The sequence below is a fragment of the Paraburkholderia sp. J10-1 genome (assembly GCF_905220165.1).
Lineage (GTDB): Bacteria > Pseudomonadota > Gammaproteobacteria > Burkholderiales > Burkholderiaceae > Paraburkholderia.
Map to the genome: position 1 here is coordinate 167,633 of NZ_CAJMYW010000014.1, position 14,967 is coordinate 182,599.

A 14,967-nucleotide genomic window follows, 5' to 3' on the forward strand; every position below is an offset into this window, starting at 1 on the left:
TATCCGGTGCACGCACACCGTGCGCCGGACTTCGAATCGCGGCGCCGCCAATGCGCGCGCCGTCCGACTTACCGGCCGCGTCCCCCGTCGCGGCCATCACTCAGAGAGATCGTCATGAGTCTGCTAGATACCCTCGGTTCCCTGCTCGGTTCGCAATCGCAACAGCAAGGCGGCGGCCAGGCCCAGCTCATCGCCACGGCGATGGAGTTCGTCAACAACCAGCCCGGCGGCCTGAACGGCCTCATCGAGAAGTTCCAGCAAGGCGGCCTCGGCGACGTCGTGCAGTCGTGGGTCGGCAACGGCGAGAACCAGCCTGTTTCGGCCGACCAACTGCACAACGTGCTCGGCTCGGACGTCGTCTCCGGCCTTGCACAGAAGGTCGGCATGCAGCCCGACCAGGTGAGCGGGCTCCTCGCCCAGGTGCTGCCGCACGTGGTCAACGCGGGCACGCCGAACGGCGAAGTGCCGCAAGGCGGCCAGATCAACACCGAAAGCGTGCTCGGCACGCTGGGCGGGCTTGCGTCGCTGTTTGGCGGCGGCAACAAGCAGGCCTGAGCGACGCTTAAGCGCCATAAATTGCAGGCATAAAAAAGGGCAGCGGATCACTCCGCTGCCCTTCTTGTTTCGGCTCGGCGCGCGCCTCACGGCACACGCCTGGCCCGGGTTTCGCTACGCGTCTCAGTGCACCACGCGCTCGAACACGAACTTCCCGTCGTGCACGCCGACCGGAATCACATCCTTCGGTCCAAACTTGCCCGCGAGTATCAGCTTGGCGACCGGGTTCTCGATCTCCTGCTGAATCGCCCGCTTGAGCGGCCGCGCCCCAAACAGCGGGTCGTAACCGACCTTGGCGATCTGACCGAGCGCGTCGTCCGACACCATGAGTTCCATGTCGAGCTTCTCCAGACGCTCGCGCAGACGCTGCAACTGGATCTTCGCAATCGACTCGATATTCGTGCGATCGAGTGCATGGAACACCACGACCTCGTCGATCCGGTTCAGGAACTCGGGGCGGAACTGCTGCTTCACTTCATTCCACACGGCGTCCTTCACCGCCTCCTGCGGCTCGCCGGCCATCGCCTGGATGAGGTGCGAACCGAGGTTCGACGTCATCACGATCACCGTGTTCTTGAAGTCCACGGTGCGGCCCTGGCCGTCGGTCATGCGGCCGTCGTCGAGCACCTGCAGCAGCACGTTGAACACGTCCGGGTGCGCCTTCTCGACTTCGTCGAGCAGGATCACGCTATACGGCTTGCGACGCACGGCCTCGGTCAGATAACCGCCCTCTTCGTAGCCCACGTATCCCGGCGGCGCGCCGATCAGACGTGCCACGCTGTGCTTCTCCATGAACTCGCTCATGTCGATGCGGATGAGGTGATCCTCCGAATCGAACAGGAAGCCCGCCAGCGCCTTGCACAACTCGGTCTTGCCCACACCCGTCGGCCCGAGGAACAGGAACGAGCCATACGGCCGGTTCGGGTCCGAAAGACCGGCGCGCGAGCGGCGGATCGCATCGGCAACGGCGGTAATGGCCTCGTCCTGGCCCACCACGCGCTCGTGCAGCTTTTCCTCGATCTGCAACAGCTTTTCGCGTTCGCCCTGCATCATGCGCGACACGGGAATGCCGGTCGAACGCGACACGACTTCTGCGATTTCCTCGGCGCCCACCAGCGTGCGCAACAGCCGCAAACGCGTGGGGTTGTTCTGCTCGTTCGCCTCGGCGAGCGTGACCTGCTTGAGCTGCGCTTCGAGTTCCGGCAGCTTGCCGTACTGCAGTTCCGCGACCTTCTCGAGCTTGCCTTCGCGCTGGAAGCGATTGATTTCCGCGCGCACGCGGTCGATCTCTTCCTTGATCTGGGCGCCGCCCTGCACTGCGGCTTTCTCGGTAGTCCAGATCTCTTCGAGGTCCTTATATTCGAGGCTCAGCCGGTCGATCTCTTCCTCGATCAGCTGCAAACGCTTTTGCGACGCTTCGTCCTTTTCCTTCTTGACGGCCTCGCGCTCGATCTTCAGCTGAATCAGGCGACGATCGAGCTTGTCCATCGCTTCGGGCTTCGAATCGATTTCCATCTTGATCTTCGAAGCGGCTTCGTCGATCAGGTCGATGGCCTTGTCCGGCAGGAAGCGGTCGGTAATGTAGCGATGCGACAGCTCCGCCGCCGCGACGATCGCCGGGTCGGTGATTTCCACGCCGTGGTGCAGCTCGTACTTCTCCTTCAGGCCACGCAGGATCGCAATGGTCGCCTCGACCGACGGTTCATCCACGAGCACCTTCTGGAAGCGGCGCTCGAGCGCGGCATCCTTTTCGATGTACTTGCGATATTCGTCGAGCGTGGTCGCGCCAATGCAATGCAGCTCGCCGCGCGACAGCGCCGGCTTGAGCATGTTGCCCGCGTCCATGGCGCCTTCGGCCTTGCCCGCGCCGACCATCGTGTGGATTTCGTCGATGAAGACGATGGTTTGACCTTCGTCCTTCGCGATGTCGTTGAGCACGGCCTTCAGGCGCTCCTCGAACTCGCCGCGATACTTCGCGCCCGCGAGCAGCGCGGCCATGTCAAGCGAGAGCACGCGCTTGCCCTTGAGCGTCTCGGGCACTTCGCCGTTGACGATGCGCTGCGCGAGGCCTTCGACGATGGCCGTCTTGCCCACGCCCGGCTCGCCGATCAGCACCGGATTGTTCTTGGTGCGGCGTTGCAGGATCTGGATCGAGCGGCGGATTTCGTCGTCGCGGCCGATCACGGGGTCGAGCTTGCCCGAACGCGCGCGCTCGGTCAGGTCGACGGTGTACTTCTTGAGCGCTTCACGCTGGCTCTCGGCGTCCTGGCTGTGCACCTGCGCGCCGCCGCGCACCGCGACGATCGCGGCTTCCAGCGACTTGCGCGTCAACCCATGCTGGCGCGCGAGACGACCGGCTTCGCCCTTGTCCTCGGAAACGGCGAGCAGGAACATCTCGCTCGCGATATACGTGTCGTTGAGCTTTTGCGCTTCCTTGTCGGCCTGATTGAGCAGACCCGTGAGTTCACGGCCGATCTGCACGTTGCCGTCGGTGCCCTGCACCTGCGGCAAACGGTTGATCGCGTCGTTCAGTGCGTTCTGCAGCGCCTGTACCTGCACGCCGGCGCGCGACATGAGCGAGCGCGCGGAGCCGTCCTGCTGCGCGACGAGCGCAGCCAGCAGGTGGACGGGTTCGATGTACTGGTTATCGTGGCCAACCGCCAAGCTTTGCGCGTCGGCGATGGCTTCCTGGAACTTGGTGGTGAGTTTGTCGATTCTCATTTGATGCGAGACCTCCAGATTTCTAGACTGTCACCAAATTTGAGGGGGGACACGCCGGTTTCAAGCGCTCTGGCGTCATTTTTTCCGATTTTCGGCATTCGAGCGCGCGCAGCGGCCGCCAGCAACGTTGCCGAGGCGTGAGAAAACGGGGGATGACTGAGAGGCGGCCGGGGCCGTGCGAGGCAAAGCGCCGCTGCGAGGCGAAGAACAGGTGTGTAAGAACGAGGCGCCAACGCGCCCCTCAATGCTCGCGCGAAGACGCGGGCCGAGCCGTCTGCACGCGCGGCATGAACTGGATCGGTGCGAGGCCGAGCAGGCCGGTCAATGCGTCTGCCGGCTGCGCGAGTTCGCCGATCGTGTGACGGTCGAGTTCCGCGAGGAACGCATCGCGCGCCGCCGCCAACGCGTGCTTGAGCCTGCACTGCGGCTCGATGATGCAGCTACGCCGCTCGCCGTGTTCGTCCGGAAAGCAGCCGACCAGCGAGAAGTCGCTCTCGGTCTGACGAACAACCGCGCCGACGGTCAGATCGAGCGAGGCCGGCGCGAGCCGCAAGCCGCCGTTGCGCCCGCGAATGGTATCGACCCAGCCGAGTTCTCCAAGGCGTTGCACCACTTTCATCAGATGATTCTTCGACACGCCGTAGGCGTCCGAAATCTCCTGGATCGTGGCCAGGCTGTCGCGACGCAGCGCGAGATACAACATCACGCGTAACGAGTAGTCGGTGTAGTCGGTCAGTCTCATGGCGGGGGCAATGACAGCGCTGATGCGGGTGACAGAACCCATACAATAACATGCAGTTAGCATGCAGGTTTTGCCCGGACTGGGTATCATCGGCACTTCAATGGTCACTTCGCAGTGCCTGGCAGCGTACCTGCGGCTCACGGCCGCAGTGTGCTGACGTACCGGCGCACCGCCGCCCGCTACACTCCATGCACTCCAGGTATCGCCCAGGCCCCAAATGACTCACCCCGAAATCCGCACTCCCGGCACTCCGCACGCCGCGCCAACCGAAGAAAACATCCGCGAACTGGTCTACGCGTTCTACGACCGCGTACGCGACGACGCCATGCTCGGTCCGGTGTTCGACGGCGTGCTGGCCGGGCGTTGGGACGAACATTTGCCGAAGATGTGCCGCTTCTGGTCGAGCCTCGTGCTCGGCACCAAGACCTACCGCGGCAATGTGCAGCAGGCACACGATCCTGTGCCGGGCGTCGAGCCGCAGCATTTCAGCCGCTGGCTCTATCTCTTCCTCGATACCGTACAGGCACGCTACGAGCCCGCTGCGGCGGTGCAATTCATGGAGCCCGCACTGCGCATTGCGCAAAGCCTGCAACTGAGCCGCTTCGGCTGGGACTACACGATTCCGCCCGAGCAACAGGCGATCCTCGATCGCGTAGCGCCGCGCAGGCGGCCCGCCGGGCACGGCCATGACTTGCCTACGCGCCCAAGCGGCGAGCCGTTTCCAGCCCGTTTCGTTGGCCGCCAGATGGATGTCGACGAGAACACGGCGGCGGAGTAAGCCTGTCTGCTTCTAGCGAGAGGGTGAGTTAGGCAGTTAGTTGCGTTAGACAGGCAAGGTGGCCGGATAAAATCGGCCCGCCTGCTCCCGGCGAACAACCGCCTAGCTCGATTCCCGCGAAACATTCCCCGACGCCACGCCCCAGCGCGCCAGCGCCGCATCGTCACTCTCGCGTGCGTCGACCCAGCGCGCGCCCTGCTCTGTTTCTTCCTTCTTCCAGAACGGCGCCTCGGTCTTGAGGTAGTCCATCACGAACTCGCAGGACGCGAACGCGTCGCCGCGATGCTTCGAGGTCGTCGCGACCAGCACGATCTGGTCGAGCGGCGCGAGCTTGCCCACCCGGTGCACGATCAGCACCTCGATGCCCGCCCAGCGCCGCTGCGCCGCCTCGACGATCGCCTCCAGCGCCTTCTCGGTCATGCCTGGATAGTGCTCGAGTTCGAGCGAGGCGATCGTGCTGCCGTCGTTCAGGTCGCGCACGGTGCCAACGAAGCACGCCACCGCGCCGATCGCCGGATTGCGCGCGCGCAGTTGCGCAACCTCGGTGCTGAGGTCGAAATCTTCCGTTTGTACGCGTACGGGCATGGTGAGTCTCCTGTCGCGCTCAGCCGCCCGTCACCGGCGGGAAAAACGCGACTTCGCAGCCCTCGGTAATGCGCGTGCGCGGGTCGGTCATCACGTGATTGCACGCCATGCGCAGCGCGCGGCCTTCCGCCAGCGTCTCGGCCCACACGCCGCCGCGCGCGCGCAGCCAGCCGCGCACGTCGCCGACCGTCACGATGCCCTCGGGCAGCGTGACCGTTTCGTCCGCGACGCCCAACGCCTCGCGCACACTCGCAAAAAACTTCAGCTGGATCTTCATCGGTTAAGGCTTTCAGTACAGCAATTCGGTGAACGGAATGAAGCGCACGGTCTCGCCCGCGCTGATCGCATGGTTGGGCGGATTGTCGATGAGGCCGTCGCCCCAGACCGTGGAGGTCAGCACGGCCGAACTCTGGTTCGAGAACAGGTCGAGACCGCCAGCCGGGTTCACGCGCGCGCGCAGGAATTCGTTGCGGCGGTCGCCCTTCGTCTGAGTGAAGTCGGCGCGCAGCGAGAGCGCGCGGGGGCTGACGTGCGTCGCACCCGCGAGACGCAGCAGGAACGGACGCACGAACAGCAGGAAGGTGACGAAACTCGAAACCGGGTTGCCCGGCAGCCCGATGAAGAACGCCTCGCCCGCTTGCGCATTCGTTGCCCCTTGCGCACGACGCACCGCACCGAACGCAAGCGGTTTGCCCGGCTTCATGGCGATCTGCCACAGGCTGATGCGGCCTTCGGCCTCCACGGCCGGCCGCACGTGATCCTCCTCGCCCACCGACACGCCGCCCGACGTGAGGATGAGATCGTGAGCGGCGGCCGCCTCGCGCAGCGTCGCGCGCGTGACGTCGAGCTGGTCCGCCACGATGCCGTAGTCGGTGACCTCGCAGCCGAGGTTGCGCAAGAGGCCCGTGAGCGTGAAGCGGTTCGAGTTGTAGATCGCGCCGGGCTTGAGCGGCTCGCCAGGCATCGTCAGCTCGTCGCCGGTGAAGAACACGGCGACCTTCACGCGGCGCACGACGGTCAGCGCCGCACAGCCCACCGATGCCGCGAGCCCGAGCGCCGCAGGCGTGAGGCGCGTGCCCGCCGGCAGGATGACCGTGTCCTTGCGGATGTCCGCGCCCTGCGCCGTGATCCATTCGCCCGCCTTCGGCGCGTGCAGGAAGGTGACGGCGCCTTCCGCCGCCTCGGTCTGCTCCTGCATGACCACGGCGTCGGCGCCCGGCGGCACCGTCGCGCCCGTGAAAATGCGCGCCGCCGTGCCCGCCGCGAGCGGCTGTGGCGCGTGGCCCGCGGGAATGCGCTGCGAAACCGGCAGATGGCGGCTGCCTTGCGCGAGATCGGCCACGCGCACCGCATAGCCGTCCATTGCGCTCGTATTCATCGGCGGCACGTCGAGCGGCGAGACGACGTCCGCGGCAAGCACGCGGTTCAGCGCGTCGAACGTCGAAATCGTTTCGGTGCCGGCAAGCGACGTCGCCGCCGCGAGCAGCGTGGCAAGGGCGTCGGCGGTGGAAAGCATCGGCGCGCGCGGCGCGGGTGCCGGCGCAGCGGAAGACGGGGACGTAGGCGTGGACATCGAGGTCGTCTCGGACTTGGCGGGCGGGCCGCCAGCAGCGGTTGGTCTGCTGTTATTGTAGCGGCGCGATGGGCGCGCTGCGCCTTATGCCGTGGATATCCCTGGCGCGCCATGCAGGCGAACGCGCAGGGTCGGCTGGCGTGTTGCAGCGGGCGGGTTCGAGCAACCCGCCGCCGCATAGATGCTGATGCGATGTCGACGCGCCAGGACCGGAGGCGGATCCGGCCCCGGCCGCGCCGATCAGTCTGCCGTATGAGCGGCGATATAGTCCTTCACGCGCTTTGCATCGGCGGGCACGACTTCGAAGCGCTGCGGCAGCGCCTCCAGCCCTTCGAACGCTGCCGGACGCTCCGGCTCGCGGTCGAGCGCCTCGCGAATCGTCTCGCCGAACTTCACCGGCTGCGCGGTTTCGAGCACGATCATCGGCACACCCTGCTGCAGGTGTTCGCGGGCGACCTTCACGCCGTCGGCGGTATGGGTGTCGATCATCGTCTTGTAGCGCGAATAGACGTCGCGGATCGTCGCGATACGGTCGTCGTGGGTGCTGCGGCCCGACACGAAACCGAACTGCTGCACGCGCACGAAGTCGCCGCTCGCCACGAGATCGAAACCGCCCTTCTCCTCCACGTCGCGGAACAGTTGCGTCACGCGCGCCGGATCGCGGCCCAGCAGGTCGTACACGAAGCGCTCGAAGTTCGACGCCTTCGAAATATCCATGCTCGGGCTCGTCGTGTGATACGTCTCCGCCGAGCCGCGCACGCGATAGATGCCGGTGCGGAAGAACTCGTCGAGCACGTCGTTCTCGTTGGTCGCGACCACGAGCTTTTCGATCGGCAGACCCATCATGCGCGCGATATGGCCCGCGCACACGTTGCCGAAATTACCCGAAGGCACCGTGAACGAAACACGCTCGTCGTTCGACTGCGTCGCCGCGAAGTAACCGGCGAAGTAGTACACGACCTGGGCCACGACGCGCGCCCAGTTGATCGAGTTGACCGTGCCGATCTTCTGCTGCGCCTTGAACGCGTGATCGTTCGAAACGGCCTTGACGATGTCCTGGCAGTCGTCGAACACGCCTTCCACGGCGAGGTTGAAGATGTTCGGGTCTTGCAGGCTGAACATCTGCGCGGTCTGGAACGCGCTCATCTTCTTGTGCGGCGAGAGCATGAACACGCGCACGCCCTTCTTGCCGCGCATGGCGTATTCAGCGGCGCTGCCGGTGTCGCCCGACGTCGCGCCGAGAATGTTCAGCTCCTGGCCGGCCTTCGCGAGCGCGTACTCGAACAGGTTGCCGAGCAGCTGCATCGCCATGTCCTTGAACGCAAGCGTCGGACCGTTCGAGAGTTCGAGCAGCGACAGTTTCGCGCCGTTCTCCTCGCCGAGCGTGGTGAGCGGCGTGATCTTGCTCGCGTCTTCGCCGTGGCGCACGTTGCGGTACGTCTCGCCCGTGTAGGTGCGGCGCGTGATGTCGCGCAGGTCGTCGGCAGGAATATCGCCGGCGAACTTCGAGAGGATCTCGAACGCGAGATCCGCGTACGAGAGGCCGCGCCAGCGCGCGAGTTCTTCCTTGCCGATTTGCGGATACTCGGCCGGCAGGTACAGGCCGCCGTCGCGCGCGAGACCGCCCAGCAGGATGTCGGAAAACGAGTGATGCTCGCCGGCGCCCGCGCCGCGCGTGGATACGTAATTCATAGCCCTTGCCTTAGTTCAGTCCTTCCATACGCAGCTTCGTGACCGGCGACTTCACCGTCGCAAGCGTTTCGATCTGCGCGATCGCCGCGTTGACGTTCTTCTCGACCGTCTCATGCGTGATCAGGATGATGTCGGTTTCCGCCTTGCCCTGCGCGTCGACCTGCTCCGCTTCCTTCTGCAGCAGCGCGTCGATCGAGATGCCGCTGTCGGCCAGGATACGCGTGATGGCTGCCATCACGCCGGTCTGGTCGGCCACGCGCAGGCGCAGGTAATAGCCGCTCGTGACTTCGTCGATCGGCAGGATCGGCGTGTTCGAAAGGCTGTCCGGCTGGAACGCCAGATGCGGCACGCGGTGCTCCGGGTCGGCCGTATGCAGACGCGTGACGTCCACGAGATCGGCGACCACGGCCGAGGCCGTCGGCTCAGCGCCCGCACCCTTGCCGTAGTAGAGCGTCGTACCCACGGCGTCGCCATGCACGACCACGGCGTTCATTGCGCCTTCCACGTTCGCGAGCAGGCGCTTGGCCGGAATCAGCGTGGGATGCGTGCGCAGCTCGATGCCGCGCTCGGTGCGGCGCGCAATGCCGAGCAGCTTGATGCGATAGCCCAGTTCTTCCGCGTACTTGATGTCGATGGCGTCGAGCTTGCTGATGCCTTCCACGTAAGCCTTGTCGAACTGCACCGGCACGCCGAACGCGATCGCGCTCATGATCGTGGCCTTGTGCGCAGCGTCCACGCCTTCGATGTCGAAGGTCGGATCGGCTTCGGCGTAGCCCAGTTCCTGCGCGGCCTTCAGTGCGGTCGCGAAGTCGAGCCCGCGCTCGCGCATTTCCGAGAGGATGTAGTTCGTCGTGCCGTTGATGATGCCGGCGATGTACTGGATGCGATTGGCCGTGAGGCCTTCGCGCAGCGCCTTGATGATGGGGATGCCGCCCGCCACCGCCGCCTCGAATGCGACCATCACGCCCTTGGCGCGCGCCGCTTCGAAGATCTCGGTGCCATGCACCGCCAGCAGCGCCTTGTTCGCCGTGACCACGTGCTTGCCGCTGGCGATCGCGCGCAGCACGAGATCCTTGGCGAGCGTCGTGCCGCCGATCATTTCGGCAATGATCGAAATCGAGGGGTCGTCGACCACGGCGTTGAAGTCGGTCGTCAGGTCGACGCTGCCGGCCTCAGTGCCGAGCGCCGCCGTGGCCTTGGCCGGGTTGCGCACGGCAATGCGCGCCACCTCGATGCCGCGGCCCGCGCGGCGTTTGATTTCTTCCTGGTTGCGGCGCAGTACCGTGAAGGTGCCGCTGCCCACCGTGCCGAAGCCCAAGAGACCTACTTTGATCGGTTCCATGCAGCGTGTGTTCGTCTAAGTGTTTGTAAAGGGAATACGTTTGGCGCGAGTCAGGTGCGACTCAGGTGCCGTGCCGCTGACGATAACCGTCGAGGAAGCGCGCAATGCGGTTGATCGAATCGGTCAGGTCGTCGACGTTCGGCAGGAACACCACGCGGAAGTGGTCCGGCTGCTTCCAGTTGAAACCCGTGCCCTGCACGAGCAGCACGCGCTCCTGCAACAGCAGATCGAGGATGAACTGCTGGTCGTTCTCGATCGGATAGAGCTTCGGGTCGAGGCGCGGGAACATGTAGAGCGCCGCCTCGGGTTTCACGCAGGTCACGCCCGGAATGGCCGTGAGCATGTTGTACGCCAGCTCGCGCTGACGATAGAGGCGCCCGCCCGGCTGGATCAGCTCGTTGATGCTCTGATAGCCGCCCAGCGCCGTCTGGATCGCGTACTGGCCCGGCACGTTCGCGCACAGGCGCATCGAAGCGAGAATGCCGAGGCCTTCCGTGTAGTCCTTCGAGCGGCGGCGGTTTTCGCCCGTCATGCCCGAGAGGAACATCCAGCCCGCGCGGTAGCCGCACGCGCGATAGCTTTTGGAGAGGCTGTTGAGCGTGACCGTGATCACGTCTTCCGAGAGCGACCCGAGCGCCGTGTGCGTCTTGCCGTCGTAGATGATCTTGTCGTAGACCTCGTCGGCGAACAGGATCAGGCCGTACTCGCGCGCAATCGTCACAAGCCCGCGCAGCAGGTCGTCCGAATAGAGCGCGCCGGTAGGGTTGTTCGGGTTGATCACGACGAGCGCGCGCGTGTTCGGCGTGATCTTCGCGCGAATGTCGTCGAGGTCGGGCATCCACGCGTTCGACTCGTCGCAGATATAGTGCACGGGCGTGCCGCCCGACAGGCTCACCGCCGCCGTCCAGAGCGGATAGTCGGGCGCGGGCAGCAGCACTTCGTCGCCGTCGTTCAGCAGCGCCTGCATGGCCATCACGATCAGTTCGGACGCGCCATTGCCGATGTAGATGTCGTCGAGCTCGACGCCCTTGATGCCCTTTTGCTGCGCGTAATGCATGATCGCCTTGCGCGCGGCGAACACGCCCTTCGAATCCGAATACCCCGAGGAGCCCGGCAGGTTCAGGATCATGTCCTGAATGACCTCGTCGGGCGCGTCGAAACCGAACGGCGCGAGGTTGCCGATGTTCAGCTTGATGATGCGATGGCCTTCTTCTTCGAGGCGCTTCGCGTGCTCGAGCACCGGCCCGCGGATGTCGTAGCAAACGTTCTGCAGCTTGTTGGATTTGAGAATCGGTTTCACGGCGGGCTGTCGGTCAGAAAATCGGTCAAAGAATCAGTCGGGGCGTCGGAGACGAGTCAGACGCGGTAAAAGGGCTGGAACAGGCTGAAATGCCGTCGACCGGCCGGCGGATGGCGCCCTGGCGGACAAGACATACAAGGGAGCCGGAGGCGCGCCCCCGGCGGGAAAAAAGCCGTGCACGATTGTGAGGAAGCGCCAGGCGCACTCACAACGCCACGCCAAGCGTCCGTTGAGATCACCTCAGACCGCCCCGGCAGCTTGTGGCTGCCCTTGCCCGATGCGCGGATGGCGCGCGTAGCGGTTGCCGGCGCGGGCTCCCCCGCTCACCGCCGCAGCGGCGGCTAAAAAGTTATAATTTAGCGGATTTTGACCAACTTCCGCAATGCGCAATCGGCCAGGAGGCGGGTCGCGAAACGGGTGACGGCGGGCTATACGGCGCGGGCGACAAGGCGGTTCGCGCCGAGACCGGCGCCGGCACAGGATAGGCGCCCCCTCGCTCGCGCACCCGGCCTGCCCTTATCCCGGAACCCCGTTTTGAAACTACACCAGGACTCCAGTGCCGCGCTGAACACCGTGACCGGTTACGGCGCCGACTACGTCGAAGTGAACCTCGAACGCCACGCGGGTAGCATCATCGTGATGCCCGAATCGCCGGTCACGCCCTGGCCGGTGCACGCGTTCGACGCCCTCACGCCCGAACTCTTCGAGATGCTTCTGCCGCTGAACCCCGAGGTGGTGGTGTTCGGCAGCGGCGAGCGGCTGCGTTTTCCGCACCCGCGCCTGACCGCGGCGCTCGCCGCGAAACGCATTGGCGTCGAGGCGATGGATTTCAAGGCAGCTTGCCGCACCTACAACATCCTCATGGCCGAAGGCCGCCGCGTGGCGGCCGCGCTTCTGATCGAAAGCTGACGCGCCTTAAGCTTGCCTTCAGGTCGCCGAACGGCGGCGTAGTACACTTGCGCGCCGCGTGCGAAGCGCGCGCGCCGGGCGTGGCACAGGTGCCGCGCGTGCCTGGCGCACACGCCCGCATCCCGACCGCAACGACTGCAACAAGAACAGGCTGAAACCCATGAACGATACGCCATCGAGGCTACCGCTCAACCGCAGCGCGATCCTGCTCCTGATCCTCGCCTTCGCCGTGATCTGGTTCCTGCCGCTCGGCTGGCGCCACCTGCTGCCGAGCGACGAAGGCCGTTACGCCGAAATGGCGCGCGAAATGCTCGCGACCGGCGACTGGATCACGCCGCGCTACAACGACTACAAGTACTTCGAGAAGCCGCCGCTGCAAACCTGGATGAACGCGCTCACGTTCGCGTGGTTCGGCATCGGCGAATGGCAGGCGCGCCTCTACACGGCCCTCACCGGCTTCGCCGGCGTGCTGCTGATCGGCTTCACCGGCGCGCGCGTGTTCAATGCCGCCACAGGTTTCTTCGCCGCGGTCGTGCTCGCCTGCGCGCCGTACTGGAACCTGATGGGCCACTTCAACACGCTCGACATGGGCCTGTCGTTCTGGATGCAGCTCACGTTGTGCGCGCTGCTGCTCGCCCAGCGCCCGACCCTGCCCAAAAACCACGCACGCCTGTGGATGTGGGTGTGCTGGGCGGCCATGGCGATGGCGGTGCTCTCCAAGGGCCTCGTCGGCCTGATCCTGCCGGGCGCGGTGCTCGTGCTCTATACCGCGATTTCGCGCGACTGGGCGCTCTGGAAGCGTCTGTATCTCGTGAGCGGCCTGATCGTGTTCTTCGCGATCGTTGCGCCGTGGTTCATCCTCGTGCAGCAGCGCAATCCCGAGTTCTTCAACTTCTTCTTCATCGTCCAGCAGTTCCAGCGCTACCTCACGCCCGCGCAGAACCGTCCCGGCCCGTTTTACTACTTTGTGCCGGTCATGCTGGTGGGCTTCCTGCCGTGGCTTTCGGTGAGCGTGCAGAGTGTGCGCCATGCGCTGCGCGCGCCGCGCCAGCCCAACGGTTTCTCGCCCGTCGTGCTAATGCTCGTGTGGACGGTGTTCATTTTTCTGTTCTTCAGCGCTTCGCACTCGAAGCTCGTTTCCTACGTCCTGCCGATCGCGCCGCCGGTTGCGCTCATCATCGGCATGTATCTGCCGGTCATGACGCGCGCGCAGTGGAACAAGCACCTTGCGGGCTACGCGCTTCTCGCCGTCGTGCTGATGGGGGGCTCGTTCGTGCTCACGCATCTTGGCGACGCGCGCAACCCCAATGCGCTCTACCGCGAGTTCCAGGTGTGGGTGTTCGCCGCCGCCGCGGTGGCCTTCGTCGTCACGATGGTCGGCCTGCGCCTGAACCGCGCGAAGCGGACGCCCGAAACCGGCGCGCGCGCGCCGGCGCTCGCGCTCGGCACGGCCTGGCTGCTGCTCGCGACCATCGCGGGCACGGGCCACGATGTGTTCGGCACGCTGAGCTCTGGCGCGCCGCTCGCACCCGCGGTGCGCGCTGCCATTGCGAAGCTGCCGCCCGACACGCCCTTTTACTCCGTGGGCGTACTCGACCACACCATGCCCTTCTACGTGCGCCACACGATGACGATGGTCGAGGTCACCGACGAGCTTGCCTTTGGCATCTCCGAGGAACCGCAAAAATGGGTGCCGACCATCGCCGACTGGGAAGCACGCTGGAAAGCCGACCGCTACGCGCTCGCGCTGATTCCGGTGAAGCGCTACGAGGAACTGGCTGCGCAGGGCCTGCCGATGCAGGTGATCGCCCGCGACGCGCGGCGCGTGATCGTCGAGAAGCCGCAATCCTGAGCGCTTTCTGGCACCTCCCTGGCACCTTGCTGGCCCCGATTGACGCATGCGCGATAATCGGGCTGGCCGCGCGGCGGCGGCCAGCTCACGCCGGCCTTCCCGTCGCAACCCGATAACCCGTTGAATCACCCTTCTCGATGAATCCGATTTCCCTGATCTGCATCCTCGCCGGCGTCGGCCTGAACGCCTGTGCGCAACTGTTGCTGAAAGCGGGTGTCAATGCCGTTGGACACTTCGAATTCAGCCGTGCGAACATCTTGCCCATTGGCCTGAAGCTCGCGACGCAAGTGCCGATTCTCGGCGGCCTCACGTGCTACGTGTTCAGCGTGGTCGTGTGGATCGTCGGGCTCTCGCGCGTGGATGTCTCGATTGCCTACCCGATGCTCTCGCTCGGCTACGTGGTCAACGCGTTCGCGGCGTGGTATCTGTTCGGCGAGGTGATGAGCGTGCAGCGGCTCGTCGGCATCGGCATCATCCTGATCGGCGTGTTCGTGCTCGCGCGCAGCTAAGGCGCCGCAGCGCGCACGACTCCGGCGCGCGTTGCGAGAGCGCTTGCAGCGCAGCCTGTTGCGCCCATATAAGCATTTCGTAAGATGCGCCGCGGCGGCCTTGCTGCCCGGCCCCACTTTCTGACGAGCAAAGAGTAAAGCACTCATGACCCAGTCTTCTCCGCAGTCGACCGTTCCGTTCCTGCCGTTCGTACGCCCCGAAATCGACGAAGAAACCATCCAGGGCGTCGCCGACGTGCTGCGCTCGGGCTGGATCACGACCGGCCCGCAGAACCAGGCGTTCGAGGCGGCGCTCTCCGAATACTGCGGCGGCCGGCCCGTGCGCACCTTCAACTCCGGCACCGCCACGCTCGAAATCGGGCTGCGCATTGCCGGCGTGGGTCCCGGCGACGAAGTCATCACCACGCCC

At 65.3% G+C, this 14,967-nt stretch carries 14 protein-coding genes; 6 read left to right on the top strand and 8 right to left on the bottom strand.

The features are described 5' to 3' along the window. The first annotated feature begins 6 nt into the window (after window positions 1–6). On the top strand, window positions 7–555 hold the full coding sequence (locus U5A65_RS31975) for a YidB family protein (RefSeq protein WP_415765979.1): 549 nt from the start codon (window positions 7–9) through the stop codon (window positions 553–555). Between the two features lie 123 nt (window positions 556–678). Here U5A65_RS31975 and clpB read toward each other — a convergent pair whose 3' ends face one another. Next, window positions 679–3,276 (bottom strand): ATP-dependent chaperone ClpB, encoded by a 2,598-nt coding sequence (gene clpB / locus U5A65_RS31980; RefSeq protein ID WP_321939446.1) that lies wholly within the window; start codon window positions 3,274–3,276, stop codon window positions 679–681. Window positions 3,277–3,517: 241 nt separating this feature from the next. Next, a complete protein-coding gene (locus U5A65_RS31985; RefSeq protein WP_321917239.1) occupies window positions 3,518–4,018 on the bottom strand; it encodes an Rrf2 family transcriptional regulator in 501 nt (166 codons plus the stop codon). 217 nt (window positions 4,019–4,235) lie between these two features. Between U5A65_RS31985 and U5A65_RS31990 the strand changes: the two genes are divergently transcribed. Then, complete coding sequence (locus tag U5A65_RS31990) at window positions 4,236–4,796, top strand: group III truncated hemoglobin (protein ID WP_321948862.1); 561 nt, start codon at window positions 4,236–4,238, stop codon at window positions 4,794–4,796. A 102-nt stretch (window positions 4,797–4,898) separates the two neighbouring features. Here the strand turns inward: U5A65_RS31990 and U5A65_RS31995 are convergent, their stop codons facing one another. The 6 genes from U5A65_RS31995 to U5A65_RS32020 form a co-directional block, all read right to left on the bottom strand. Further along, window positions 4,899–5,381 (bottom strand): molybdenum cofactor biosynthesis protein MoaE, encoded by a 483-nt coding sequence (locus tag U5A65_RS31995; RefSeq protein ID WP_321917225.1) that lies wholly within the window; start codon window positions 5,379–5,381, stop codon window positions 4,899–4,901. A gap of 19 nt (window positions 5,382–5,400) precedes the next feature. Continuing rightward, the gene (gene moaD / locus U5A65_RS32000; protein WP_233881646.1) at window positions 5,401–5,658 is read right to left on the bottom strand and encodes a molybdopterin converting factor subunit 1; all 258 of its coding nucleotides are present in this window, start codon (window positions 5,656–5,658) and stop codon (window positions 5,401–5,403) included. A gap of 12 nt (window positions 5,659–5,670) precedes the next feature. Continuing rightward, complete coding sequence (gene glp / locus U5A65_RS32005; protein ID WP_415765988.1) at window positions 5,671–6,897, bottom strand: gephyrin-like molybdotransferase Glp; 1,227 nt, start codon at window positions 6,895–6,897, stop codon at window positions 5,671–5,673. Window positions 6,898–7,194: 297 nt separating this feature from the next. Then, window positions 7,195–8,646 carry a threonine synthase gene (gene thrC, locus U5A65_RS32010; RefSeq protein WP_321948864.1) on the bottom strand — a complete coding sequence of 484 codons (1,452 nt, stop codon included), beginning with the start codon at window positions 8,644–8,646 and terminating at the stop codon, window positions 7,195–7,197. A 10-nt stretch (window positions 8,647–8,656) separates the two neighbouring features. After that, window positions 8,657–9,988: a homoserine dehydrogenase gene (locus U5A65_RS32015; RefSeq protein ID WP_321939439.1), complete on the bottom strand. Its 1,332-nt coding sequence runs from the start codon at window positions 9,986–9,988 to the stop codon at window positions 8,657–8,659. 61 nt (window positions 9,989–10,049) lie between these two features. Further along, on the bottom strand, window positions 10,050–11,288 hold the full coding sequence (locus tag U5A65_RS32020; protein WP_321917231.1) for a pyridoxal phosphate-dependent aminotransferase: 1,239 nt from the start codon (window positions 11,286–11,288) through the stop codon (window positions 10,050–10,052). Window positions 11,289–11,822: 534 nt separating this feature from the next. Between U5A65_RS32020 and U5A65_RS32025 the strand changes: the two genes are divergently transcribed. The 4 genes from U5A65_RS32025 to U5A65_RS32040 form a co-directional block, all read left to right on the top strand. Then, the gene (locus U5A65_RS32025; RefSeq protein WP_321917233.1) at window positions 11,823–12,197 is read left to right on the top strand and encodes an Mth938-like domain-containing protein; all 375 of its coding nucleotides are present in this window, start codon (window positions 11,823–11,825) and stop codon (window positions 12,195–12,197) included. A 160-nt stretch (window positions 12,198–12,357) separates the two neighbouring features. Then, complete coding sequence (locus U5A65_RS32030) at window positions 12,358–14,049, top strand: glycosyltransferase family 39 protein (protein ID WP_321939437.1); 1,692 nt, start codon at window positions 12,358–12,360, stop codon at window positions 14,047–14,049. A gap of 137 nt (window positions 14,050–14,186) precedes the next feature. Further along, a complete protein-coding gene (locus U5A65_RS32035) occupies window positions 14,187–14,558 on the top strand; it encodes an SMR family transporter (protein ID WP_158757904.1) in 372 nt (123 codons plus the stop codon). 145 nt (window positions 14,559–14,703) lie between these two features. Next, window positions 14,704–14,967, top strand: a 264-nt coding sequence (locus tag U5A65_RS32040; RefSeq protein WP_321948865.1) for a DegT/DnrJ/EryC1/StrS family aminotransferase, incomplete at its 3' end; no start/stop codon positions are given.

Bases quoted from the DNA above. Each gene is read 5' to 3' on its own strand.
- clpB (WP_321939446.1), bottom strand. From the start codon at position 3,276: ATGAGAATCGACAAACTCACCACCAAGTTCCAGGAAGCCATCGCCGAC.
- U5A65_RS31985 (WP_321917239.1), bottom strand. From the start codon at position 4,018: ATGAGACTGACCGACTACACCGACTACTCGTTACGCGTGATGTTGTAT.
- U5A65_RS31990 (WP_321948862.1), top strand. From the start codon at position 4,236: ATGACTCACCCCGAAATCCGCACTCCCGGCACTCCGCACGCCGCGCCA.
- U5A65_RS31995 (WP_321917225.1), bottom strand. From the start codon at position 5,381: ATGCCCGTACGCGTACAAACGGAAGATTTCGACCTCAGCACCGAGGTT.
- moaD (WP_233881646.1), bottom strand. From the start codon at position 5,658: ATGAAGATCCAGCTGAAGTTTTTTGCGAGTGTGCGCGAGGCGTTGGGC.
- glp (WP_415765988.1), bottom strand. From the start codon at position 6,897: ATGCTTTCCACCGCCGACGCCCTTGCCACGCTGCTCGCGGCGGCGACG.
- thrC (WP_321948864.1), bottom strand. From the start codon at position 8,646: ATGAATTACGTATCCACGCGCGGCGCGGGCGCCGGCGAGCATCACTCG.
- U5A65_RS32015 (WP_321939439.1), bottom strand. From the start codon at position 9,988: ATGGAACCGATCAAAGTAGGTCTCTTGGGCTTCGGCACGGTGGGCAGC.
- U5A65_RS32030 (WP_321939437.1), top strand. From the start codon at position 12,358: ATGAACGATACGCCATCGAGGCTACCGCTCAACCGCAGCGCGATCCTG.
- U5A65_RS32035 (WP_158757904.1), top strand. From the start codon at position 14,187: ATGAATCCGATTTCCCTGATCTGCATCCTCGCCGGCGTCGGCCTGAAC.